Origin of the sequence: Sedimentitalea xiamensis, assembly GCF_030164465.1 — a bacterium.
Taxonomy (GTDB): domain Bacteria; phylum Pseudomonadota; class Alphaproteobacteria; order Rhodobacterales; family Rhodobacteraceae; genus Sedimentitalea; species Sedimentitalea xiamensis.
On the sequence record NZ_JASNJE010000001.1, the window covers coordinates 109515 to 134082 of the forward strand.

Here is a 24568-nt window from a genome sequence, read left to right on the forward strand (position 1 = left end):
GCCGAAGAAAAGCCGCCCCTACTGAGGTTCCGGCACCAGGATTTCGCGCTTGCCGACGTGGTTCGCGGGTGACACGAGACCTTCCTCCTCCATCTGCTCCACGAGGCGGGCCGCCTTATTGTAGCCGATCGCCAGCTTGCGCTGGATGTAGCTGGTCGAACATTTGCGGTCCTTGATCACGATCTGCACCGCGGTATCGTAAAGCGCATCCTCGCTGTCGGTATTGCCGCCAAGGCCGAGCACAAGGTCGATGTTGCTTTCCTTGTCCTCGTCGGGGCCTTCGACAACGCCGCTCATGTATTTGGGCGGGCCGAATCCCTTGAGGTGGTTCACGACTTCCTCGACCTCCTCGTCCGACACGAAGGGGCCGTGGCAGCGGGTGATCTTGGCGCCGCCGGCCATGTAGAGCATGTCGCCCATGCCCAGGAGCTGTTCGGCGCCCATTTCGCCCAGGATCGTGCGGCTGTCGATCTTGGATGTGACCTGGAAGCTGATCCGGGTCGGGAAGTTGGCCTTGATCGTTCCGGTGATCACATCGACCGACGGGCGCTGCGTCGCCATGATGAGATGGATGCCCGAGGCCCGCGCCATCTGGGCAAGACGCTGAATACAGGCTTCGATCTCCTTGCCCGCGACCATCATCAGATCGGCCATCTCGTCGACGATGACAACGATGAAGGGCATGGATTCGGGGGCGAATTCTTCGGTTTCAAAGATCGGATCGCCGGTTTCGTCGTCAAAGCCGGTCTGCACCGTGCGGCTGAACATCTCGCCCCTGGACAGGGCTTCGCGCACGCGTCCGTTGTAGCCCTCGATGTTGCGCACGCCCATCTTGGACATCTTGCGATAGCGGTCCTCCATCTCGCCGACAACCCATTTCAGGGCGACGACCGCCTTCTTCGGGTCCGTCACCACCGGCGACAGCAGGTGGGGGATTCCGTCATAGACCGACAGTTCCAGCATCTTGGGGTCGATCATGATGAGGCGGCATTCCTCGGGCGTCAGCTTGTAGAGCAGGCTCAGGATCATCGTGTTGATCGCCACCGACTTCCCCGACCCGGTGGTCCCCGCGATCAGCAGGTGAGGCATCTTGGCGAGGTTGGCGACCACGCTGCCACCGCCGATATCCTTGCCAAGCGCCAACGGCAGGCTCTGGTTGGTGTCGCCAAAATCGCGGCTCGCGAGGATCTCGCGCAGCACCACCTTTTCCCGGTTCTCGTTCGGAAGCTCGATGCCGATGACGGACCGTCCCGGGACGGTAGAGACCCGCGCCGACAGCGCCATCATCGACCGCGCGATATCGTCGGACAGGCCGATCACGCGGCTGGCCTTCAACCCGGGCGCCGGTTCGAGCTCATACATGGTGACGACGGGGCCGGGGCGCACCGACACGATCTCGCCTTTGACGCCATAGTCATCCAGCACGTTTTCCAGCATCCGGGCGTTTTCCTCCAACGCCTCGTCGCTGAGATGGTGGCGCTTGATTGTTGCCGGGCTCGACAACAGGCTGAGTGGCGGAAGTTCGAACGCCGCCGCGTCGTCGTCGAACGCCAGCGCAGGCTGGGCTTCGGCCTGGGCGCGGCGCGACGGGGCCGGCGTCTTGCGCGCCGGATTCTGCACGACCTTTCGCGGCTCCGGCACAGGGATCGGGATCGCGCCGGCCTCCGGTTCCGGTTCGCTCAGGGGCAGGCTGGCCTCCAGGACCGTGTCGGCGGCGGGCTCGGGATCGGTTGCCGCCATCACCTCTGCGGCGGCGGCCGTCAGCGGCGGCTCGCGGCGCAATCCGGCGGCGTTCAGGATGAGCGGGTCCGGACCGCGTCCGCGCCCTTTGGTCAACGGGCGGTCTGGGTCGGGCTGGGGCTCGTCCGGGCGCAAACGCGCACGGACAGCATCGGCGATCCGGGTGCGGATGCGGTCGTCGCCCGGCATGTCGTCATAACCCTCGATCTCGGCGGATTCGATCAGTTCGGATTCCGGCATCGCCTCGGGCCGCCGGATCAGCGAGGGCAGCCGCGACAGCAGGCCGCCCCGTTCCGATGCCGGATCCACGCCGAATCCATCGATCTTTCCGAAATCCGATGGCAAGGAAACGGCGGGCTCCGCATGGACCACGGGATCGATCAGCCCGCTGTCTTCAGCCGCCAGCCGCGCGGCATCGCGGCGCTCCGCGATCCTGTCCTTCTGGGCGCGCGCCGCCGCCATCGCGGATTCGGCACCCCGTCCCAGCAGGGTCATCAGCGCCGCATAGGACATGATGACCCCGATCAGGACCATCCGGGCGCCGCGCGCGATTTCCGCGCGGGTGAAACCGAGCACGAAGGCGGACAGGGCAACCATGCCCAGGCCGGTCAGGAACGACATCAACTTCAGCGCCAGGTGCGAGCCGATCGGAACCAGGGTCAGCAGGAAGCCCATGACCGTGTCTCCGAACAGACCGCCCAGCCCGAAACTGTGAGTGGACCGCCAATCCGCGCCCGGAACCAGCGTCGCGGCATAGATCGAGGTCAGCGCAATCGCGATCGGCGCAAATGTCAGGCGGGCGATGGCGCGGTCTTCGCCCCAATGCAGCGCGAACCGCAGACCCCAGACGAGGCAGACCAGGGCGAAGCCCCAGCTTCCCCAGCCCACGATCATGAACAGGGGGGCCGCCAGCGACGCGCCGAAATGGCCCATCCAGTTCTGAACCGGCGCGTCAGTCGATACCATCCAGTTCGGATCGTCAGGGGTGTAAGAGGCGATCATCGCCGCGACGGCAAGGCCGACACAGATCAGGAGGATCCCGAAAAGCTCTTTGCCGCGTTTTTCGATTGCAGCCTGCATGTTGCTATCCAGCAAAGGATCCCGTCCGCGTGAATGATATGCCATGCCTGCCCTCGTTTACCTGTACAAGCAGTCGCGCAGCCTGATCAGCCCGCTCTGCATTTCCGTTTTTGGGGCCACCATCGCGACCCGGATGTATCCCTCGCCGGGATTCGCCCCGGTTTCGCCCTGCGCCAGATAGGCCCCCGGAAGAACCCGGACGCCGGTGTCCTGCCACAGCTTCAGGGCGGCGGCTTCTCCGTTCTCGACCGGCAGCCAGAGAAAGAACCCGGCCTGCGGGGCCTGATACCCCTGCACCGATCCCAACACCTCATCTGCGATGGCGTATTTCTCGCGGTAGAGCGCGCGGTTTTCTTCCACATGAGTTTCATCCGCCCAGACGGCGGCCGCGGCCGCCTGCAAGGGGCCGGGCAGCGGCGCCCCGGAATAATTGCGCAATTGCCTGATCTGACGGATGGTTTCCGGCCCGCCAGCGACGAAACCGGAGCGCAGGCCGGGCAGGTTCGATCGCTTGGACAGAGAATGAAAGATCGTGACCCGTTCCGGGTCGGCATTCAAGTCCCGCGCGACCTGCAATGCCCCGGTCGGCGGCGCGTCCCGGTAGATTTCGGAATAGCATTCATCGGCGAAGATGCGGAAATCATACTGCTCTGCCAATGCGATCAGGTTGGCCCAGTAGTCGCGATCCGCCACCGCGCCCTGCGGATTGGCGGGGGAACAGACATAGACGATGGCGGTGCGGTTCAGCACCTCCGCCCCGACGCCGGCGTAATCCGGCAGGTGCCCGGTGGCCGCAGTGGCCGGCACGAAAATCGGCTCGGCTCCGACTGAAAGCGCCGCCACCATGTAGACCTGATAGAACGGGTTCGGCGTCAGCACGACCGGCTTTCGGCCATTCCTGGTTTCCGGGCAAAGCGCCATCGCGGCATTGTAGAGCCCTTCGCGTGTGCCGTTCAGCGCCATGACCTGAGTCGCCGGATCGAGCGCCACGCCATAGCGGCGGCCGACCCAATCGGCAACTGCGCCAAGCAGCGCCGGGCTGCCTTCGTTGACCGGATAGGAATTGAAGCCGGCGGCGTTCTGAACGATCACGTCCGTCACCCAAGCCGGAAAGGCGTGTTTCGGCTCTCCTATGGTCATGTGAACGACGTCGCCGCCCGGCGCATGCACGTCCAGCAACGCGCGCAGACGCGGGAATGCATATTCCGGTAGGTTCGAAAACCGCTCGGGTAAATTCATACTGGTGCCTCAAGGTCGGGATCGTTTTCGCCCCGTTTGGCAAGAGGTTACAGACCGGATGCGGCTCCGTCCAGAGTTTGCGGGCAGTCGACCCGCAGTTGTGGCTTTCAGGCCAAAGCTCTTTCCGCCGCCACCCCGAGACGCAAAAGCGCCTCTTCAGAGTTCGGCGCGGCCATCAGCGAAATGCCGCAGCTTGCGGTTCCCGTGGGCAGGGTCAGGGCGCAAAGCCCCATCAGATTTCCGATCCTGGTATTGCGCAGCGTCAGCAGGTTTTCCGTGACATAGTAGTCGCCGTCGCTGGCCAGCCGGTCCACGTTCGGCGGCAGATTGGGCGCGGTCGGGCAGAGCACGGCATCATAGCGAGCCGTGGCCCGATCCCAGGCCCTGCGCGCATCGCGCAGCTTTGCCCAGGCCGCCACGTAGTCCGGCCCGGAGAACTTTGCGCCAAGCCGGAACCGTTCCAGAACCTGTTCATACATGAGATGCGGATTGGCCTCGATCACGTCGCGCCAAAGACCGTAGGCTTCCGCGGTGTAGAGCACCCCGCTGAGGGGCATCACCTCGGCCAGTTCGGGAACATCGACCGTGTCGATGATGGCCCCGGCATTCGCCAGACGATCCACCGCGCCGTAAAAGGCCGCACGCGGGCCGTCACGCACGTCATCCAGAGCGACGGTTTGCAGCACCGCGAACCGACGTCCGGCCAGGGTTGCGCCGCGCAGATCCGGTGCGGCGCCGCCTTCCAGGAGCGACAGCACCAGCGCCGCATCTTCGACCGTGCGGGCCAAGGGCCCGATGGTGTCGAATTCCAGACACAGGGGCACGACGCCTTCCAGCGTCACCCGCCCGGCCGTGGTCTTGAGCCCCACAAGGTCGTTCCAGGCAGAGGGGATTCGCACCGAACCGCCGGTGTCGGACCCGATGCCGCAGGCGGCCAAACCGAATGCGACCGAGGCCGCCGCGCCCGAAGAAGAGCCGCCCGGCACCGCGTCCGCGTCGTTCACGCAGGGCGGCGTCGCGGTGGACGGGTTCAGGCCAAGACCGGAAAAGGCCAGTTCGCTCATATGGGTCTTGCCGAGACAGACGGCGCCCATCGCGGTGGCATTGCGCAACACGATCGAATCGGCTTCGGGCACCCTGTCCTTCAGCAGGGCGGAGCCGGCCTCGGTCGCGACACCCGCGCTGTCGAAAAGGTCCTTCCAACTGATCGGAACCCCATCCAGCAGAGACCGGCGACGGCCGGCCCTGGCCCGCGCGCGCGCCGCCTCCGCCTCCGCCAGGGCGCGGTCATGGGTGAGCCGCGCATAGATGCGGTCCCGCAACGGGTGCGATTCGATAGCTTCCAGGTAGGTTGCGGTCAGGTCCACCGGGTCGATGTCGCCCGCCGCGATGCCCCGCCCAAGATCCCCCGCGCTCGTCCACAGCCAGTTTTCCATGTCACCCCCGATCCGTTGTCGGGCGAAGCCTAGCGACAGGACCGCGCATGGACAATCCTGTCCGCAGCCCCATAGTGCAGGGCATGACACCAGAGACCGACATCATCATCGTGGGCGGCGGGCTGAACGGTCCGGCGCTGGCGCTCGCACTGGCACAGACCGGCCATCGCGTGACGGTGATCGACGCGCTGCCGGAGGCGGCGCTGGCCGATCCCGCGTTCGACGGGCGTGCCTATGCCCTTGCGCTGACGTCGCAAAAGCTGCTGCGCGCCATCGGCGTCTGGGAGCGGACGGAAGACCACGCCCAGCCCATGTTCGAGATAAAGGTGACGGATGGTCATGCCGGGTCCGGCCCGTCGCCGTTCTTCATGCATTTCGATCATGCGGAGATCGAAGAAGGCCCCATGGGTTACATGGTCGAGGACCGGCATCTGCGGCGGGCGCTTCTCGGCGCTCTGGATGACGCACCGCTGGTGACGCGGATCAATGGCCGGACCGTGGTGGCGCAATCGACCGGGCCGGCTTCGGCCGGCGTCACGCTCTATGACGGGGTCGAGGTGACGGGCCGGCTCCTGATCGGATCGGATGGGCGCAAGAGCGGCACCGCAGCCCGCGCGGGCATCAAACGGACCGGATGGGACTATGGCCAGACGGCGCTTGTCTGCGCCATAGAACACGAAAAACCGCATGGCGGAATCGCGCATCAGTTCTTCATGCCGCCGGGTCCGCTGGCGATCCTGCCCCTGACCGGCAACCGCAGTTCCATCGTGTGGAGCGAGCGAACCGCCAACGCGCTTCGGATTCACGCGCTGGATGACGCCGGATACATCGCCGAACTGCGCCCGCGCTTCGGCGCCTTTCTTGGCGACATTGCGCTGGCGGGCCGGCGGTTCACCTATCCGCTGAACCTGACCGTCGCGAACAGCTTCATCGCGGACCGCCTTGCGCTGGTCGGAGACGCCGCCCATGGCATGCACCCGATTGCCGGGCAGGGGCTGAACGCCGGATTGCGCGACGTGGCGGCGCTCGCCGAAACGGTCGCGCTGGCAAGCCGGCGCGGCGAGGACTTCGGGTCGCGGCAGGTTCTGGAGCGATACCAGCAATGGCGGCGGTTCGACACCACCGCTCTTGTTCTCGCGACGGATGCGTTCAACAGACTGTTTTCAAATGACAACCCCGTTCTCCGGCTGGGGCGGGACCTGGGCATGGGTCTGGTCAATTCCCTGCCCGGCCTGCGCCGCGGCTTTATCCGCGAGGCAGCGGGGCTGACCGGAGACCTGCCCCGGCTCATGCTCGGGAAACGGATCTGATCGGGCGCGGCGTCAGTCCAGAACCCGGGCTTCGTCCACCAGCATGATGGGAATACCGTTGCGGATCGGAAACGCGAGATTGGCGGATTTCGACACCAGTTCCTGCCGGTCCGCGTCATAGTCCAGGGTCGCATGGGTCTGCGGACAGACCAGCGCCTCGAGCATGCGCCGGTCGAATTCGGGATGGCTTTCGGTCATTGCAGGATTTCCTCGTTGGTTCCGCCGCGCAGCGAGAATTCTATCAGCGTCACCAGGGTTTCGCGCCGCGTGCTCAGCGACGGCGCTTCGAGCAACGCCTGCTTGTCCTCGGGTTCGAAATCCAGGAGCATCGACAGGGAGTTGATCAACAGTTCGTCGTCGGCATCCTTGATGCTTTCCCAATCCGTGGACAGGTCGCGGGCGCAAAAGAAGCGGTCCAGCTGATTCAGAAACGCCGGGCGGTCAAATCCAGGGTCGGTTTCCGTGCGCCCGAGATCGCGCGAGAACCCCTCCCAGCTGATTTCGCAGCGGCGATAGGGCGCGAACCCGTCATTTTCCTTCAGGATCCGGAACCGCGACACACCGGCCAGGGTAATCATGTATCGGCCGTCTTCGGTTTCCGAGAACTGGGTAACACGACCGGCGCAGCCGATCCGGTGCAGCGCCCCCTCCTTTCCGGCCAGGGGATTGGGCTGCACCATCCCGATCAGTCGCTGAGAAGTCTTCAGCGCATCTTCCAGCATCTGCAGGTAACGCGGTTCGAACAGGTGCAGCGGCAGTCTCGACCGGGGCAGCAGCAGCGCGCCGGGCAGCGGAAAGACGGCAAGCGTGTCGGGAAGATCGGCCGGTTTGATCATGACCTTCAGTGTAGCCCCGAAACGCCGTTAGGCAAATATCATCGAACTCAGCTTTCGCCGCCCGTTCAGGACCACCGGGTCATTGGGTTTCAACGCATCGAAAATCGTGAACAGTTGCGTCTTGGCCGCGCCGTCGTTCCATTCCCGGTCCCGGCGGAACATATCCAGCAACTGATCGACGGCCTCCTGCACCTGCCCGGCGGCATGAAGCGCCAGCGCCAGATCGAACCTGGCCTGCAGATTGTCGGGGTCGGCCTCGACGGCGGCGGTCAGATCTGCAACCGGACCCGCGTTTTTCGCCTGCCGGGCGAGTTCCAACTGCGCATGGGCCGCCTCCAGTTCGGCGCTCTGGGAGATTTCGGCGGGCGCGCCGTTCAGGATCGCTTCGGCCTGATCCAGGTCTTCCATGGCAATATGGGCGCGCACCAGTCCACCATAGGCACCGGCGTGGTTGGGGTCTTCGGCCAGGATGGCGGCAAAGGTCTGTGCCGCATCCACAGCAGCGCCTTCGGCAAGCATCTCTTCGGCGGCTTCGACGGCATCGTTCAGCGTGTCGGTCGGGGATTCCCCGCCACCGGCCGCGATCACCCGGTCCACGAACGCCTTGATCTCGGACGCTGGCAACGCGCCCTGGAACCCGTCGACCGGCTGACCCTTGAAGAAGGCATAGACCGTCGGAATGGATTGAATCTGCAACTGCCCGGCAATGCGCTGAGCCTCGTCGACATTGACCTTGACCATCTTCACCGCCCCCTTGGCGGCGGTCACGGCCTGTTCCAGCATCGGGCCAAGCGTTTTGCAGGGACCGCACCACGGCGCCCAGAAGTCGACGATAACCGGCGTGGTCTGCGACGCTTCGACCACGTCGGTCATGAACGTGGCTTCTGTCGTGTCCTTGATCAGGTCTGCGGGGGCGGGCGTGCCGGTCGACAGTTCAATCATCTGAGTCTCTCCTTCGAGCTTGGCCCTCTATATGAAAGCTGTTGCCCCGGAAACCAAGGGGGCAGTTGGCCGAAGCCGGATCAAAGGCGCCGCCGGGGCGGGTCACAGGTCAAAGGTGGCGAAGACCGGCGCATGGTCGCTGGGCTTGTCCCACCCGCGCGCGTCGCGCAGCACACGGCTGGAATGGGCCGCGCCGGAAATATCGGGCGTCGCCCAGACATGATCGAGCCGGCGGCCCTTGTCGGCTGCCGACCAGTCCTTGGCCCTGTAGGACCACCAGCTGAAAAGCGGCCCCTCCGGGATATCCTGCCGGGTTATGTCGATCCAGCCGCCCGCGTCCTGTGTCTCGGCGAGGTGTTCGACTTCAACCGGTGTATGGCTGACGATCTTGAGAAGCTGCTTGTGGTTCCAGACGTCGTCCTCGCGCGGGGCGATGTTGAGATCGCCGACGAGGATGGACTTGCGCGGCCTGTCCCCATGGAACCAGTCGCGCATCCCGGTCAGGTAGTCGAGCTTCTGGCCGAACTTTTCGTTCACGTCCCGATCCGGCACGTCTCCGCCCGCAGGGACGTAGAAATTGTGGATCGTCACGCCGTTCTCAAGCTGCCCGGCAATGTGGCGGGCATGTCCCAGATCGGCGAAATCCTCGGACCCGACCTCGGAAATCGGCAGGCGCGACAGAATGGCGACGCCGTTATATCCCTTCTGCCCGCGCGCGAGCATGTGGGTGTATCCAAGGGCCGCGAATCCTTCGGTCGGAATCTTTTCGACCGGCGACTTGCATTCCTGAAGGCAAAGCACATCCGGCGCATGGTCCTGCAACAGCTTCAGCACGATGGGTTCGCGCAAGCGGACGGAATTGATGTTCCAGGTGGCGATGGAAAAGGTCATGGGAACGCTCCGGCAGATGGTCGCCAGACCCTACAGGCAGCGGCGGGCGGCCTCAACCCGCACTGCGCCATCACGTCCAATCAAGGCAAGGCCGCCGGAACTGACCGGCTGGGATCTTCCACGCCGGACGCGGCGACAGGATCGGCAAAAAAAGACCGGGCGCTTGGCCCGGTCCAGTCCAACAGGGAGGTGTATGTCATAACCCGGACATACACGGGTTGCCTTGTTTCTAATCATGCCAACAAAATGTTGCTTTGATCTGAATCAAGTGGCTCAACCGTAGGGTGTGCGACATGACAAGTAAAGCGGTCTCGTCATGCAACCAGCCGATAGCCTCCGGATTCGGTGACCAGCAGGCGCGCGTTCGACGGATCGGGTTCGATTTTCTGCCGCAGCCGGTAAATATGCGTTTCAAGCGTATGGGTCGTCACCCCGGCGTTATATCCCCAGACCTCGTGCAGCAGGACATCGCGCGCCACGACGCCATCGGCGGAGCGAAAGAGAAACTTCAGGATGTTGGTTTCCTTTTCCGTCAGGCGAATCTTGCGGTCGTCTTCGGTGATGAGCATCTTCATCGCCGGCTTGAAGGTATACGGCCCCAGGGCGAACACGGCATCTTCGGACTGTTCGTGCTGGCGGAACTGGGCACGGATACGCGCCAGCAGCACCGGGAACTTGAACGGCTTCGCTACGTAGTCATTGGCCCCTGCATCGAGTCCCAGAATCGTATCCGCGTCGCTGTCGTGCCCGGTCAGCATCACGATCGGAGCCTTGATTCCCTGCTTGCGCATCAGCCGGCACAACTCGCGCCCGTCGGTATCCGGCAGCCCCACATCGAGGATGACGAGATCGTACAGCGCCTCTTTCGCGCGTTCCATTGCGCGCTGTCCGTCGCTCGCCTCGAACACGTCGAAATCCTCGGTCATCACCAACTGTTCGCTCAGCGCCTCACGCAGATCGTCGTCATCATCCACCAGCAGAATTTTCTTCATTTGCGCCATTGGACATCCTCCTGTGCTGTCCTTCACAGATGTGCCGGGACGTGGGTCCGGGCAAGTCATGCGGTCCGGTTTCACGCTGTCGTGTCCAATTCGGGGGAAATGTTTCACATTCCGGGAAACTGCGCTTAGGTAGGGGTCGGAAAACCGAACGGACCCGCGCCATGAGCCTCCTGCCCGATACGAACGAACTGCTTGCGCGGGCGCGCGGCGACCTGCGGATGGGACTCCCGGTGATCCTGAAGAAGAATGACCGTGCGATACTCGTGGTCGCCGCGGAAACGCTGACCAAGGGCCGGTTGGACGATCTGCGCGCCCTTGCCGACCGGCCCATCGTGACGATCAGCGCCCGGCGCTCCGAAACGCTCAAGGCGCGCGCCTATGACGGCGATCTCGCGCGCATCGTGATGCCCAGGGATGCCGAAACGGCCTGGGTGCGGGCGGTCTCCGACCCGGCGGACGACCTGCGGATGCCGATGAAAGGCCCGCTGGTCTCGGAACGGGAAGGCCCCGCCGACCTGCACCGCACCGCGCTGGCGCTGGTGAAGACGGCCAGGCTGCTGCCGGCAACGGTCGCGGTTCCGCTGCCGGACGCCATGGCGTTCGCCCGGCGCCATGCCCTGACCGTGATCGACGGCGCCGAAGCGGATCTCCATCTTGCCGCCGCGAGCCCGCTGCATCCCGTGGTCAGCGCCCGCCTGCCGATGGAGGTGTCGGAGGCCGGACGCCTGCATGTGTTCCGGCCCGAAGACGGCGGCGAAGAACATTATGCCATCGAAATCGGGCGTCCGGACCGGACCGAACCTGTTCTCGCGCGCCTGCATTCTGCCTGTTTCACCGGCGATCTGATGGGCAGCCTGAAATGCGATTGCGGCCCGCAATTGCGGGCGGCGCTGGCGCAGATGGGGGCCGAGGGCGCGGGAATCCTCCTGTATCTCAACCAGGAAGGCCGGGGCATTGGCCTTGCCAACAAGATGCGCGCCTATTCCTTGCAGGATCAGGGGTTTGATACGGTTGAGGCCAATCACCGGCTTGGGTTCGAAGACGATGAACGGGACTTCCGGATCGGCGCCAGTATTCTGAATTCGCTTGGATTTTCGAAGGTCCGGTTGCTGACGAACAACCCCGCGAAGATCGCGATGATGGAAAGGAACGGGATCGCCGTGACCGAGCGCGTGCCGCTCCAGGTCGGGGAAACCTCGCATAACATGGCCTACCTGGCGACCAAGGCCGCAAAGTCCGGACATCTTCTGTGACGTCATCGCACATGGTCCTGCTGCCGCGCGGCCTGTGGTTCCGGGGCCGCTTCTGGCCCTGTTCGATCGGACGGGCCGGCGTGGCGAACCGCAAGCGCGAAGGCGACCGGGCGACGCCGGCAGGGTTTCACCGGATCACGGGGCTGCTGTTCCGCCCGGATCGCATCCCTTGCCCCGCGCCCTGGGCACGGCCGATCGGGCCGCGCGACCTTTGGTCCGATGACCCGGAGGATCCCGACTACAACAGACAGGTGCGCGCGCCGCACGGTTTCAGCCACGAACGGCTGCGCCGGGGCGATCCGCTATATGACCTGATCCTGCTGACCGACTGGAATGCAGCGGCTCCGACGCCCGGACGCGGTTCTGCCATCTTCATCCACCAATGGCGCCGTCCCGGCTTTCCCACCGAAGGCTGCATCGCGCTGTCGCGACCGGACCTGCATCGCATCGCCCGCCGCGCGCCGCCGGGCACGCCGCTGATCGTGCCGCCTGCCCCGCAGCAGTCCTGAACGCCCGCAGGTTCCGGGCGTCAATCGCCGCCGGGGGCGGTCCGCTCTCCGAAGATCGCCGACCCGATCCGGACATGGGTCGCGCCATGGGCAATTGCGGTTTCGAAATCGCCGCTCATGCCCATGGACAGGCCCGACAATTCGTTGCGCGCCGCGATGCGGGCCAGCAGCGCGAAATGCAGAGCCGGCTCCTCTTCCACCGGAGGAATGCACATCAATCCGCGGATCGGCAGGTCCAGCCCACGGCACTCGGCCACGAAGGCATCGGCGTCATCCGGCAGAACACCCGCTTTCTGCGGTTCCTCGCCGGTATTGACCTGGATGAACAGGTCCGGGCAGTCGCCGCGTTCCTGCGCCAGCCGCGCGAGGGTTGCCGCCAGTTTCGGCCGGGCCACCGTGTGAATCGCATTGCACAATTCGACCGCCTGGCGCGCCTTGTTGGTCTGCAAGGGACCGATCAGATGCAGGTCGATCCCGTCGAACCTGTCTCGGAACGCAGGCCATTTCCCGGCAGCTTCCTGCACCCGGTTTTCGCCGAAACACCGGTGCCCTTCATTCAAGACCGACTCGATCCGGTCATTGGGCTGAACCTTGGACACGGCGATCAGCACCGTCGATCCCTGCGGGCGTCCCGCGGCGGTTTCGGCGGCGGCGATACGGGATTTGATATCTTCCAGCGGCATCGGTTCCCCTCTCTGATCCTGGGGCAGAGAAACACCACCACGGGACAAAAGAAAAGGGCGGGCCCGAAAGCCCGCCCGAATTTCAGGTCAGATGACTGTCAGCTTAGAAGCTGAAGTACACGCCGGCCTGGAACTGCTTCTGGTCCTGACGGTGTGCCGCGGCCAGTTTGTTTTCGCTGTCGACATAACCGGCAACGAAGGTCGCGCCGCCACCCAGGTCATACTGGTAGTTGATGCCCCAGGAGGTGCCATCGGAACCCAGATCGGTCGGGGTGCCGCCAATGTCGATGGTCTTGTTCGACGACGCATCGGTGACCCAGACCAGGATGTTGCTGGCTGCGCCGATGTCCATGTTGCCTTCCAGCGACCAGGCTTTGGTCAGCGTGCTTTCACCATAGGCGATCTTCGCGCCGAACTGGCCGAAGTCGCCACCGGCTGCCAGGAAGTACAGGTCGTTCAGGTCATCGCCACCGATGACGATGCCGTCGCTGGAGTCCTGGTAGGCACCGGTCACATAGTAGTCACCGAAGCTGTAGGTCGCCATCAGGCCCAGGCGGGTTTCGCCGGGAACGGAGATACCGTTGACATCGTCAAAGCTGGCAACGTCATCGTTGTCTTCGCTGTAGGAGATGTGACCGGTGAAGCCGCCAACGGTGTAGAGTGCCTCGACGCCGTTCACGCCCTGACCGTCGGAGTCATATGCGTCCCAGCCCACGTTCTTCAGCACGAGGCTGTTGAAGCCCATGCCGTCGATGCCGGTGCCGGCGGAACGGGTGCCGGTGGTGTACAGACCCGGTGCGTTTTCAACCGCGCCGATGATGTTGCCGACGTTGACGATCAGGCCGCCGTAGGTCACGCCGAAACGCGCGCCGTTGAAGCCGTTGTCGTTCGGGCGGGTAACGACCGGAACGTCATTGCCCACGCCATCCGGGCGGGTGATGATTGCGCCGGTCGCGTCACGCAGCACCACGACGCCGCCGTTGCTCTGGGGGGCGTTGTCGCGGCTTTCCGCCTGCATCCGAACACGTGCGTTGAAGCCGACGCCACCGTCGGTTTCGGCCGACATGTCCACCTGCAGACGCAGACGCGACGTGATGGTCATATCAGACACACCGTTGTAGTTGTCGTCGTTGGCATCGGTGGAGTTCAGGTCGTTGTAGTCCAGGCCGAAACGGCCATAGCCGCTCAGGCGAACGTCTGCTGCTGCCATGCTACCCAGAGCAATCAGCGCAGTCGTTGCGAAGAGAACCTTTTTCATAGTTTTTCCCTCGGTTTTCAAATCATACGCCCAAACCGGGGAATCCGGCGTGGGTATGACAGGGGTTTCGCTCTTTCGGGTCGCTTTTGGCAAGCGTTCGCAGCGAGTTCGGTTCAAAGTCGTCAGGTATGGTGCAGCTTTGCCACAGTAACCGCGACGTTAACCGGAAGTGCCGCGCAACCGCGGCGGGTGCCGCGGAACCCGGCCCGTCCGGCCCGCCGGTTCCTGCGCGGTTTGCAGAGGAAAGCCTTGCTCCGCCTTGTTTGCTTGGGTAGGAACCTGTGCAACACTGGTTCGGGATTTGAAAATGAAGCTCCAGACGGCGCACAGGGTGACATGGGTGGTTTCGATCTGCCTGGCTTTGACCGCGTGCGGAAACCGACAGGCACCGCGGGAAAGCCCGCCCCTGTCCAGTTTCGAAAGCAACAACCGCGATACCGCCGGATTTGCGAAAGATACGGACCCGTCTTCGATCTGGGATGTCTTCGGTCCCAGCGAAACGGATCAGATCGTCAACGTGAACCGGTATCTGTGGGCGGCGTCGCTCGATGTGCTCAGCTTCCTTCCGGTCACGTCTGTCGATCCGTTCACCGGCGTGATCATCACCGGATACGGCACTCCGCCCGGCGGCGGCCGGTCCTATCGCGCAACGGTCCACATCAGCGACCCCGCTCTTGACGCGCGGTCGCTCAATCTCGCGCTTCAGACGCAGGGCGGACCGGTGAGCGCCGCGACCACCCGCGCGGTCGAGGACGCGATTCTGTCTCGGGCCCGGCAATTGCGGGTTCAGGACAGCAGGATCTAGCGCGCCGCCGCCATACACCCTATCAAGACGCCGGGTTTTTCCCGGCGTTTTCAGTCAAAGGACCGCTTCTATGTCGCGCTATTCGGCCGCAGAAATCGAACAGAAATGGCAGCAGGCCTGGGACAAGGCCGGGATCTTCACGGCGACCCGCACGGCGGACAAGCCCAAGTATTATGTGCTTGAAATGTTTCCCTATCCGTCCGGCCGCATCCACATGGGCCATGTGCGCAACTACACGATGGGCGACGTGATCGCGCGCTACAAGATCGCGACGGGGCACAACGTTCTGCACCCGATGGGCTGGGATGCGTTTGGCATGCCCGCCGAGAACGCCGCCATGGCCATCGGCGGCCATCCCAAGACCTGGACCTACGACAACATCGCCGACATGCGCGCGCAGATGAAACCGCTGGGCCTGTCGATCGACTGGTCGCGCGAATTCGCCACCTGCGATCCGGAATATTACGGCCAGCAACAGGCACTGTTCCTCGATTTCCTCGACGCGGGCCTCGTCTACCGCAAGAACGCCGTGGTCAACTGGGATCCGGTCGACATGACGGTTCTGGCCAACGAACAGGTGATCGACGGCAAGGGCTGGCGCTCGGGCGCAGACGTGGAACGGCGCGAGCTGACCCAGTGGTTCTTCAGGATCTCCGACATGGCCGAAGAGCTGCTCGAGGCGCTGGACCGGCTCGACAACTGGCCTGCCAAGGTGCGGCTGATGCAGGAGAACTGGATCGGCAAGTCGCGCGGGCTGGAATTCTCCTTCGACCGCACCGATGGCGGCGATCCGATCACCGTCTACACCACCCGCCCCGACACGCTGATGGGGGCGTCCTTCGTCGGCATCTCGCCGGATCACCCGATTGCCCGGCAACTGGAGGCCGAGAACCCGGAAATCGCCGAATTCGTGGCCCGGTGCCGCAAGGGCGGCACCACCGAAGAGGCGCTGGAAAAGGCCGAAAAACTGGGTCTCGACACCGGCATCACCGTCGTCCACCCGCTGAACCCGGACTGGAAACTGCCGGTCTGGATCGCCAATTTCATCCTGATGGATTACGGCACCGGCGCGATCTTCGCCTGCCCGGCGCATGACCAGCGCGACCTCGATTTCTGCCGCAAATACGACCTGCCGGTGATCGACACCTTCCTGTCGCTGGACGACCCCAGGCCGGTCGAAACCGAGGCCTTCGTGCCGCCGAAAACCGAAAAGGTGAAATGGATCGACCATTTCGCCGGGCTGGATGTCGCCACCGGGCAGGAAGCGGTCGATGCCACCATCGACCTTGCAGAGAAACAGGGCTGGGGCAGGGGCGTCACCAAGTTCCGCCTGCGCGACTGGGGCCTGTCGCGGCAACGCTACTGGGGCTGCCCGATCCCGGTGGTGCATTGCGAAAGCTGCGGCGTGGTGCCCGAGCGCAAGGAAAACCTGCCGGTCCGCCTGCCCGACGACGTGAGCTTCGACGTGCCCGGCAATCCGCTCGACCGGCACCCGACCTGGCGCGACTGCGCCTGCCCGGCCTGCGGCAAACCCGCCCGGCGCGAAACCGACACGATGGACACCTTCGTCGATTCGTCCTGGTATTTCGCCCGCTTCACCGCGCCCCGCGCCGAAACGCCCACCGACCTCGCCGAGGCCGAGTACTGGATGAATGTCGACCAGTATATCGGCGGCATCGAACACGCGATCCTGCACCTGCTCTACTCGCGCTTCTTCGCCCGCGCCATGCACATCACCGGCCACCTGCCCGAAAAGGCGATCGAACCCTTCGACGCGCTGTTCACGCAAGGCATGGTGACGCATGAAGCGTACTCTACTATGGATGGCGAAGAACTGACGCCGGAAGAGCGCGACCGAATCGGCCTACTGAACCTGCCACAAATCTCTGCTAGAAAAACAGAACCGCTATATCCTGAGCAAGTAGAGCGACGGGAAGATGGCTGGTTTGTGAGAGGGACCAATAAGCGAGCTCTAAATTGGCCCGCAACCAAAATGTCGAAATCCAAGAAGAACGTGGTCGACCCGGTCAGCATCATCGCGGCTTTCGGTGCAGACACCGCGCGCTGGTTCGTGCTCTCGGACAGCCCGCCCGAGCGCGACGTGGAATGGACCGCCGCCGGGGCCGAGGCGGCGCACAAGCATCTCAGCCGCGTCCACCGCCTCGCCGCCGAAATCGCCGCCTCCGATACCCCGGACCAGCAAGGTGACACCGACCTGCTGCGCGAGATGCACAAGACCATCCGCGACGTGACGCTGGGGGTCGAATCCTTCGGCTTCAACGCCGCCATCGCCCGGCTCTACGCCTTCACCAACACGCTGACGAAATCCGGCGCCGGCACCGCAGCGAAAACCAAGGCCATCAAGACCCTGGCACAGCTCATGTCCCCGATGACTCCGCATCTTTCCGAGGAGATCTGGACGCTGACCGGCGGCGAGGACCTGATCGCCACCAGCCCCTGGCCCATCGCGGAGGAGTCGATGCTGGTCGATGACACCGTCACCCTGCCGATCCAGATCAACGGCAAGCGCCGCGCCGAAATCACCGTCGCCCGCGATCTCGACAAGGACGCGGTGGAACGGGCCGCGCTGGCCGCGGACGCGGTGCAAAAGGCGCTGGATGGCGCCGCCCCCAAGAAGGTGATCGTGGTGCCGGGCCGCATCGTCAATGTCGTTGTTTGACCGCCGAACCCTGCTGCTGTTGCCGCTCGCGCTGGCCGCATGCGGGTTTGAGCCGGCCTACGGTCCGGGCGGGACCGCCGGCGCGTTGCGGGGCAAGGTGCGGGTGGACGCCCCCGAAGGCGTGAACACCTATCTCCTGGTGCGCCGGCTCGAAGAACAGCTTGGCCGCGCCACCGCGCCAACCTATCGGCTGTCCATGGTTCTTTCGACCGGCATCCAGGGGCAGGCCATCACAGCCGAGGGCGCGATCACATTCTTCAGCCTGGTCGGATCGGTCCAGTATGCGCTGCGGGATATCGCGACCGATGAGGTCGTGACCTCCGGGTCCGTGGACAATTTCACCGGCTATTCCGCCACCGGAACGACGGCGGAAACCCTGGCCGCGCAACGGGATGCGCTGGAACGGCTGATGGTCATCCTGGCCGACCAGATCGCGCGCGAACTCTACGTCAGCCCCGACATTCCGGCATGAAACTGACCGGCAGGGACGCAAACGCCTATTTCGCCAAACCGGACCCGGACCGGACAGGGTTGCTGATCTACGGCGCGGATGCGATGCGAGTCGCCATCAAGCGCCAGCAGGTGCTCAAGGCGCTTCTCGGCCCCACGGCGGAAGAGGAAATGCGGCTGACCCGGCTGCCCGGAGCCGATCTGCGCAAGGACCCGGCCCTTGTTCTGGACGGGATCAAGGCGGTTGGATTCTTTCCGGGCATCCGGGCCGTGTTCGTCGAAGATGCCGGGGAAGCCGCCCTGCCGGCGCTGGAAAACGCCCTGTCCCAGTGGCAGCAGGGGGACGCGCAGATCATCGTGACCGCAGGGGCGCTGAAACCCGCGTCAAAGCTGCGCAAGCTGTTCGAGACCCACCGCAACACCTATGCCGCCGGCCTCTACGACGATCCGCCGGACAGGGCCGAGATCGAACGGATGCTCGCCCAATCGGGCATCGCGGCCATCTCCAGCGACGGCATGGCGGCGCTGACCGACCTCGCCAACCGGCTGGGTCCGGGCGATTTCGCGCAAACCGTCGAGAAACTGGGCCTTTACAAGCTGGGCGACGGCACAGATCTCGGCGTTTCCGACATCGCCGCCTGCATGCCGCAATCGACCGAAGCCGGACTGGATGACGTGATGAACGCGGTCGCGGAGTCGCGCGAGTCCGAGATCGGACCGCTCATTCGCAGACTGCGGGCGCAAGGGACCAATGCGGTTACGCTCTGCATCGGGGCGATGCGCCACTTTCGGACGCTCTACGCCGTTGCATCCGCACCCGGCGGGCCGGCCGAAGGCATCGGCCGGCTGCGGCCCCCGGTGTTCGGCAAGCGCCGCGACCAGCTTGTCCGGCAGGCCCAGACCTGGGGGCCGGACAAGCTGCAAAGGGCGCTGACGCTTCTTACCGATACGGACTTGCAGTTGCGGTCCGCAGGCCAGACCGCCCCGTCGCTCGCCTTGGTCGAACGGGCGCTGATCCGTCTGGCGATGCTCGGAAAACCGCGCTGAACCGCTCTTGACGCGCGGCGCCGAATGATCACGGTTGCGGCGACACACACCGACGGAGGAACCGCATGTACAAAGTCTATGGAAGCGTCACCAGCCGGGCGTTCCGCGTCCTCTGGATGCTTGAGGAAATCGGCGAACCCTATGACTACATAAAAGCCGGGCCGCGCAGCGAGGCCGTGACCGCGCTGAACCCCTCGGGCAAGATCCCGGTTCTGACGGACGGCAACGTGGTGATCACCGATTCCACCGCCATCCTGACCTATCTTGCCGACAAGCACCGGAAACTGACCTTTCCGGCCGGAACGATTGAACGCGCCCATCAGGACGCCCTGACCCACGCGATTCTGGACGAACTGGATGCGGTTCTCTGGACCGCCGCGCGGCACGGGTTCGTCCTGCCGGAGGAACATCGCGTCCCGGACGTGAAACCCAGCCTGAAATGGGAATTCGCCCGCAACCTGGACAGGCTCGCGGATCGGATGGCGGGACCGTTCCTGCAAGGCGAGCAGATGACGATCGCGGACATCATCGCCACCCATTGCCTGAACTGGGCGATCGGCGCGAAGTTTCCGGTCGAGAACGAAAAGATGAATGCCTACGCCAAGGCGATGCGCAGTCGCGACGCGTTCAAGCGGGTGCGCGGCCTCGACGACGCCTAACGGGTCTGTGCATAGGCCGCGGCAGCGCGCCCGGCCCGTTTTCCGGTGGCGAGACAGGCGGTCAGCAGATAGCCGCCTGTCGGAGCTTCCCAGTCCAGCATCTCACCGGCGCAGAACACGCCCGGAAACGCGCGCAGCATCAGATCGTCGGTCAGGGCGGCGCGACGAACGCCCCCCGCCGTCGAGATCGCCTCGTCCATCGGGCGCAACCCGGCATGACGGATGGGCAATGCTTTCACAAGCGCCGCCAGCGCAACCGCATCGGTCGGGAGTGGCCGACCGAATTCCTGCAAAAGCGCGGTGTGCACCGGCCCAAGGTTCAGCGCCCGGCGCAGATGATTGGACCAGCTGGACTTGCCGCGGGGCCGCGCCAGACGCCGCGCGATCTCCGCAACCGGAAGGTCGGGCATGAGGTCGATCATCGGCACCGCCCCCTGCCGCACCGCCCGGCTGATCGCATAGATCCCACCGCCCTCCAGGCCACGGCGCGAGATCACCGCCTCGCCGCGGGACCGCAAGGACCCTGCCGAAAGCGCGACGCCTTTCAGGGGTTCGCCGAGAACGGCGGTCATGTGATCGGACCAGGCAATGTCGAGTGCCGCGTTTGCCGGCTGAAACGGGGCAATGTCGATGCCACGGGCCGCAAGCAGCCCGCTCCACGCGCCGTCCGATCCCAGCCGCGCCCAACTGGCCCCGCCCAGCGCCAGGACCGTCACATCGGCGGACAAGGATCGCTGCCCGTCCGGCGTGTCGAAAAGCAGTTCGCCCTGGCTGTCCCAGCCTGTCCAGCGCCAGCGGCTGCGGCGCGTCACCCCGAATCCGTCCAGCCGGGCCAGCCAGGCCCGCAACAGGGGCGACGCCTTCATGGCCACGGGAAAGACCCGGCCGGTGCTGCCGGTGAAAAGATTCTGCCCCAATCCACGCGCCCAGTCCTGAACCGCCTCGGCGGAGAATTCCGCCAGCATCGGCGCAAGCCAGGGCGCCGCGTCTTCGTAGGCGGCGAGAAAGCGCTCCTGCGGTTCCGCCTTGGTCAGGTTCAGCCCGGATTTCCCGGCCATCAGGAACTTGCGCCCGAACGACGGCTTTGCATCGGCCAGAAGAACGGAACAGCCCGCCCGACCCAGTTCTTCCGCCGCCATCAGCCCGGCGGGACCACCGCCAATGACGACCGCCCGGCTCATGCGACCGACCCCTTCGTCAGCTCCCGCAAACCGTTTTCCGGTTGAATTTTCAGATCAAACTGCATCACTCTTGCCCGCAAGACCGCATGACATTCTTGAATGGAACCCTTGCCCCAGCGGTTTTCGAGGATCAAGCGCCATGTCCGACCCCGGCCCATACCCGCTGTGCCCGCTTTGCCAAAGGCCGATCCCGCCGGGCGTTCCGCAAAGCCGGCACCACCTTGTGCCCAGGCTCAAGGGCGGAAAAGGCGGGCCGACCGTGTTGCTGCACCACATCTGCCACAAGGAAATCCATGCCAGCCTGTCCGAAGCGGAACTGGCCCGGAGCTACGACAGCATCGACGCGCTGCGCGCGCATCCAAGACTGGAAAAATTCGTCGCCTGGGTGCGAAAACGCCCGCCCGATTTCCAATCCAGGGTCCCCGGCACGCGGCGCAACGGATGATCAGCCCAACGGTTTGCCGCACAGGGCCGCGATCCCGCGCGCCACGTCGGGCGCCGCCGCCTGCGAATCCAGCGTCAGTTCCAGCGCCGTCTCCATCAGGTTCTCAGGCGGCACGATCCGGTCGACCAGTCCGAACCGGAATGCCTCCTCCGCCATCACCTTCTGGCCCCCCATCAATATCAGCTTGGTGCGCGCCGGACCAATCAGCGCGACCATGCGCGCCGGATCGGACGGTTGCGGCATAAAGCCGAGCTTCATCACCGGATAGAAGAATTTGGCCGACGGCACCGCCAGACGCAGATCGCAGGCCAGCGCCATCCCCATCGCGCCACCGGCGAGCGTTCCGTTCAGCGCCGCGACGGTCAGGCACGGCAGGCAGGCAATTGCGCCGGACAGCCGTTCCCAGACCGGCGAGGTCGCCAAACCGGCGCGGGCTTCGTCAAGGTCGGCGCCGGCGCTGAAGACCTTGCCCGCACCGGTGAGGATCAGGGCGCGTGCCTCCGTGGCCTCCTCGGCAATGGACACGAGATCGTCCAGCATCGCCGCGGTGAGAGAATTGGCCTTGTCCGGGCGGTTGATCGTGACCGTCCAGAGTCCTTCGTTCCGGGCCAGGTCGATCATGCCAGTCCGATCCTTCTGCGGATGGAGTCGTCGCGCAGGGAGATCTCGGTTCCGACGCAGTCATCCGCATCCGGAGAACACATCCACAGCAGGGCGCGCGCGGGCCAATCCGCCGGGATGTGGTCTTCCCAGGCCAACTGGCTGACCGGGTTGATGCCGCTGGACTTGATTTCGCGCTGCATCTGCGTTGCGACAGTGCCCGGCGACAGGCCGATGGCCCGTATACCTCTTGCGCGGGTTTCCTCGTGCAGGCAGGCCGTCAGCATCGCGGCCCCCGCCTTGGAGGCGCAATAATGGCTCCACGCTTCGATGGGATGATGCGCCGCCCCGGAACTGACGGTCAGGATGCTGCCGCCACCTGCCGCGATCATCACCGGCAACGCGGCCCGCATGCCGTGAAACACACCTTTCAGGTTCACGTCGATGGCCGCGCTCCAGCCTGCCGGATCGGCCCTGGCAAGATGCGCGATCGGTTCGATCACACCGGCATTGTTGATCAGCACATTCAGCCCACCAAATCTTTCGACGCAGTTGCGCACGGCGGCCTCGATCTGCGCGAAATCGCGAACGTCGCAGGCCATGCCGAAAGCGGCGGAGCCGAGATCGTCCGCAATCGCCGCGACCTTGTCTGCACTGCGGGCCAACAAGCCGACATTCGCGCCCGCCAGCGCGAAGACGCGCGCGGCTTCCGCGCCGATGCCGCGGCTCGCGCCGGTAATCAGAACCGTTCTGCCCGTCATATCCATGAAACCCGCTCCTTCACTTTGCTGTGCTCGCCCTTGGTACTGTTCCGATTTGAACGGGTCCAGCCCTTGACGCCCGAACCCCAAAAGCCGACCATGTGCGGCACGATTTTAAGGAAGGGTTCGTCATGTCTGTCTATTCTGCGCGCGGTCTTGCCGCCGCAATCGCCTACGTCGCCGCCAGTCAGGTTGCCCACGCCGACCTGACCGGCCAGGACGTCTGGTCCGACTGGAAGGCCTATATGTCTTCGGCCGGTTATACCATTTCCGGCGAAGAACGGACATCGGGCAATGTGCTGACAATCGACAACATGTCGGTGTCGATGCCGATGCCGGAAGAAAATGGCAGCTTCACCGTTACGATTGATGGCCTGACCTTCTCGGAAAACCCGGACGGGACGGTCACGGTCGGCATGCCGAACAAGGTGCCGATGACGTTCCGAAGCGCGTTGGAAGGCGAAGATCCGGTCGACGGCATTCTGACCTTTACGCAGACCGACCACAGAATGATGGCCTCGGGAACCCCCGACGATCTTCTGTATACCTACACCGCTGCCGCCGCCGACCTGAGAATGACGGCGCTGACCGTGGATGGCGCGCCTGTTTCCGAAACTGCGGGGCGGGTATCCGTCACGCTGAAAAACGTCGCCAGCAGCACGCGCATGCAGGTGCAGGACAAGCGCCGCTATACCCAAAGCATGAGCGCGGATAGCCTGAGCTATGATTTCGCCTTCGACGATCCGGAATCCGAAGACAAAGGTGCTCTGGCCGGTGCCCTGACCGGAGTCGGGTTCGAAGGGCGCGGGGCGATCCCTCTGGCCATGGACCCCACTGATTTCAACAAGATGCTGACTGACGGATTCGAGGTCGACGGTGTCTTCGCCTACGATTCGGGCCAGTCCGCCATAAACGGGGTGGGCGACGGCCAGAGCATTGCTTTCACCAGCGCCTCCCAGGGCGGCAAGGTCGCGGTCAGGATGGATGCGGCGCAGATCGCATACGATCTCAATCAGGAACAAACCTCGCTGTCCCTTGCCGGCAGTGAACTGCCGTTCCCGATTTCCATGCAGTCCGCTCTCTCCGCCTTCAAGATCGCCATTCCGGTTGCATCGTCGGACGCCGCGCAGGACTTTTCGGTCGGCCTGACCCTATCGGATTTCACCATGTCCGAAATGCTCTGGTCGATTTTCGACCCGGCGGCGCAACTGCCCCGCGACCCCGCCACGTTGGCCATCGACCTGACCGGCAAGGCACGGGTTCTGTTCGATTTCCTCGATCCGGCGGTCGCCGCGTCCCTGGAGCAGAGCGACGAAGCGCCGGTCGAACTGAATGCCCTGTCGATCAACAAGCTTCTGGTGTCTCTGGTCGGGGCAAGCCTGTCCGGGTCAGGGAATTTCACCTTCGACAACTCCGACCTGACGACCTTTGACGGCATCCCGAGGCCCGCCGGACAACTCGACTTGCAACTTGTTGGCGGCAACGGGCTTCTGGACAAGCTGATCGCCATGGGATTCGTCGGAGAGCAGGAAGCGATGGGGGCCCGGATGATGATGGGAATGCTCGCCGTTCCCGGTGAAACGCCCGATACCCTGAATTCGAAACTGGAGATCACCGAGCAGGGTCATGTCCTGGCCAATGGGCAGCGTATTAAGTAATCGTTGGTTCCGGTCCGTCGCCCTGCCGGAAGAGGCCTGCCGCGCGGTTTCAGTCGTGCGCCGTCTCTTGCAGCGCACGGCGGCCGGGCTTACCTGAGCGTCAG

The 24568-nt window shown here is 64.4% G+C and carries 24 protein-coding genes; 10 read left to right on the top strand and 14 right to left on the bottom strand.

Translation table 11 applies throughout. The annotated features are described in order from the left end of the window. Positions 1-18 precede the first annotated feature (18 nt). The 3 genes from QO034_RS00465 to QO034_RS00475 all read right to left on the bottom strand — a co-directional run bounded on the left by QO034_RS00465 (position 19) and on the right by QO034_RS00475 (position 5495). On the bottom strand, positions 19-2865 hold the full coding sequence (locus tag QO034_RS00465) for a DNA translocase FtsK (RefSeq protein WP_284483526.1): 2847 nt from the start codon (positions 2863-2865) through the stop codon (positions 19-21). A 12-nt stretch (positions 2866-2877) separates the two neighbouring features. After that, positions 2878-4059 (bottom strand): aminotransferase class I/II-fold pyridoxal phosphate-dependent enzyme, encoded by a 1182-nt coding sequence (locus QO034_RS00470; RefSeq protein ID WP_284483527.1) that lies wholly within the window; start codon positions 4057-4059, stop codon positions 2878-2880. A 107-nt stretch (positions 4060-4166) separates the two neighbouring features. Further along, on the bottom strand, positions 4167-5495 hold the full coding sequence (locus tag QO034_RS00475; protein WP_284483528.1) for an amidase: 1329 nt from the start codon (positions 5493-5495) through the stop codon (positions 4167-4169). 47 nt (positions 5496-5542) lie between these two features. Here QO034_RS00475 and QO034_RS00480 point away from each other — a divergent pair, with 47 nt between their 5' ends. Next, positions 5543-6805 (top strand): FAD-dependent monooxygenase, encoded by a 1263-nt coding sequence (locus QO034_RS00480; protein WP_407696699.1) that lies wholly within the window; start codon positions 5543-5545, stop codon positions 6803-6805. 12 nt (positions 6806-6817) lie between these two features. Here the strand turns inward: QO034_RS00480 and QO034_RS00485 are convergent, their stop codons facing one another. The 5 genes from QO034_RS00485 to QO034_RS00505 all read right to left on the bottom strand — a co-directional run bounded on the left by QO034_RS00485 (position 6818) and on the right by QO034_RS00505 (position 10475). Beyond that, entirely contained in the window at positions 6818-7003 is a 186-nt protein-coding gene (locus QO034_RS00485; protein WP_284483529.1) for a Trm112 family protein, read from the bottom strand. Further along, entirely contained in the window at positions 7000-7641 is a 642-nt protein-coding gene (locus tag QO034_RS00490) for an LON peptidase substrate-binding domain-containing protein (RefSeq protein WP_284483530.1), read from the bottom strand. Before QO034_RS00490 ends, QO034_RS00485 begins: the two co-directional genes overlap by 4 nt. Before the next feature lie 27 nt (positions 7642-7668). After that, positions 7669-8583, bottom strand: a complete 915-nt coding sequence (gene trxA, locus QO034_RS00495; protein WP_284483531.1) for a thioredoxin — start codon at positions 8581-8583, stop codon at positions 7669-7671. 102 nt (positions 8584-8685) lie between these two features. Beyond that, a complete protein-coding gene (locus tag QO034_RS00500) occupies positions 8686-9474 on the bottom strand; it encodes an exodeoxyribonuclease III (RefSeq protein ID WP_284483532.1) in 789 nt (262 codons plus the stop codon). Between the two features lie 314 nt (positions 9475-9788). Next, positions 9789-10475 carry a response regulator transcription factor gene (locus tag QO034_RS00505; RefSeq protein ID WP_284483533.1) on the bottom strand — a complete coding sequence of 229 codons (687 nt, stop codon included), beginning with the start codon at positions 10473-10475 and terminating at the stop codon, positions 9789-9791. 161 nt (positions 10476-10636) lie between these two features. Between QO034_RS00505 and ribA the strand changes: the two genes are divergently transcribed. After that, entirely contained in the window at positions 10637-11728 is a 1092-nt protein-coding gene (gene ribA, locus QO034_RS00510) for a GTP cyclohydrolase II (protein WP_284483534.1), read from the top strand. 11 nt (positions 11729-11739) lie between these two features. Next, positions 11740-12237 carry a L,D-transpeptidase family protein gene (locus QO034_RS00515; RefSeq protein WP_407696707.1) on the top strand — a complete coding sequence of 166 codons (498 nt, stop codon included), beginning with the start codon at positions 11740-11742 and terminating at the stop codon, positions 12235-12237. A gap of 20 nt (positions 12238-12257) precedes the next feature. On the opposite strand, the gene QO034_RS00520 is transcribed toward QO034_RS00515, so the two are convergent. Both QO034_RS00520 and QO034_RS00525 read right to left on the bottom strand, forming a co-directional pair. Then, positions 12258-12920 (bottom strand): YggS family pyridoxal phosphate-dependent enzyme, encoded by a 663-nt coding sequence (locus tag QO034_RS00520; RefSeq protein WP_284483536.1) that lies wholly within the window; start codon positions 12918-12920, stop codon positions 12258-12260. 103 nt (positions 12921-13023) lie between these two features. After that, positions 13024-14178 (bottom strand): porin, encoded by a 1155-nt coding sequence (locus QO034_RS00525; protein WP_284483537.1) that lies wholly within the window; start codon positions 14176-14178, stop codon positions 13024-13026. A 307-nt stretch (positions 14179-14485) separates the two neighbouring features. Here QO034_RS00525 and QO034_RS00530 point away from each other — a divergent pair, with 307 nt between their 5' ends. The 5 genes from QO034_RS00530 (at position 14486) to QO034_RS00550 (ending at position 19819) form a co-directional block, all read left to right on the top strand. Then, positions 14486-14983: a DUF3576 domain-containing protein gene (locus tag QO034_RS00530; RefSeq protein WP_284483538.1), complete on the top strand. Its 498-nt coding sequence runs from the start codon at positions 14486-14488 to the stop codon at positions 14981-14983. 70 nt (positions 14984-15053) lie between these two features. After that, complete coding sequence (leuS, locus tag QO034_RS00535) at positions 15054-17663, top strand: leucine--tRNA ligase (protein ID WP_284483539.1); 2610 nt, start codon at positions 15054-15056, stop codon at positions 17661-17663. Then, positions 17650-18135, top strand: coding sequence for an LPS assembly lipoprotein LptE (gene lptE, locus QO034_RS00540; RefSeq protein WP_284483540.1), 486 nt, complete (start codon positions 17650-17652; stop codon positions 18133-18135). The genes leuS and lptE overlap by 14 nt, the downstream gene beginning before the upstream one ends. Next, complete coding sequence (holA, locus tag QO034_RS00545; RefSeq protein ID WP_284483541.1) at positions 18132-19160, top strand: DNA polymerase III subunit delta; 1029 nt, start codon at positions 18132-18134, stop codon at positions 19158-19160. The genes lptE and holA overlap by 4 nt, the downstream gene beginning before the upstream one ends. A 65-nt stretch (positions 19161-19225) precedes the next feature. Further along, a complete protein-coding gene (locus QO034_RS00550; protein WP_284483542.1) occupies positions 19226-19819 on the top strand; it encodes a glutathione S-transferase family protein in 594 nt (197 codons plus the stop codon). Here the strand turns inward: QO034_RS00550 and QO034_RS00555 are convergent. After that, entirely contained in the window at positions 19816-21000 is a 1185-nt protein-coding gene (locus tag QO034_RS00555) for a TIGR03862 family flavoprotein (protein ID WP_284483543.1), read from the bottom strand. The genes QO034_RS00550 and QO034_RS00555 overlap by 4 nt on opposite strands. After that, positions 20997-21134 carry a hypothetical protein gene (locus tag QO034_RS00560; RefSeq protein WP_284483544.1) on the bottom strand — a complete coding sequence of 46 codons (138 nt, stop codon included), beginning with the start codon at positions 21132-21134 and terminating at the stop codon, positions 20997-20999. Before QO034_RS00560 ends, QO034_RS00555 begins: the two co-directional genes overlap by 4 nt. A gap of 5 nt (positions 21135-21139) precedes the next feature. On the opposite strand from QO034_RS00560, the gene QO034_RS00565 reads away from it, so the two are divergent. After that, positions 21140-21445, top strand: coding sequence for an HNH endonuclease (locus QO034_RS00565; RefSeq protein ID WP_284483545.1), 306 nt, complete (start codon positions 21140-21142; stop codon positions 21443-21445). On the opposite strand, the gene QO034_RS00570 is transcribed toward QO034_RS00565, so the two are convergent. Together QO034_RS00570 and QO034_RS00575 are read right to left on the bottom strand one after the other, a co-directional pair. Beyond that, positions 21446-22066, bottom strand: a complete 621-nt coding sequence (locus QO034_RS00570) for an enoyl-CoA hydratase/isomerase family protein (protein WP_284483546.1) — start codon at positions 22064-22066, stop codon at positions 21446-21448. Further along, positions 22063-22812 carry an SDR family oxidoreductase gene (locus tag QO034_RS00575; RefSeq protein ID WP_284483547.1) on the bottom strand — a complete coding sequence of 250 codons (750 nt, stop codon included), beginning with the start codon at positions 22810-22812 and terminating at the stop codon, positions 22063-22065. The genes QO034_RS00570 and QO034_RS00575 overlap by 4 nt, the downstream gene beginning before the upstream one ends. 125 nt (positions 22813-22937) lie before the next feature. Between QO034_RS00575 and QO034_RS00580 the strand changes: the two genes are divergently transcribed. Next, a complete protein-coding gene (locus QO034_RS00580) occupies positions 22938-24464 on the top strand; it encodes a DUF2125 domain-containing protein (RefSeq protein ID WP_284483548.1) in 1527 nt (508 codons plus the stop codon). Positions 24465-24568: the final 104 nt, after the last annotated feature.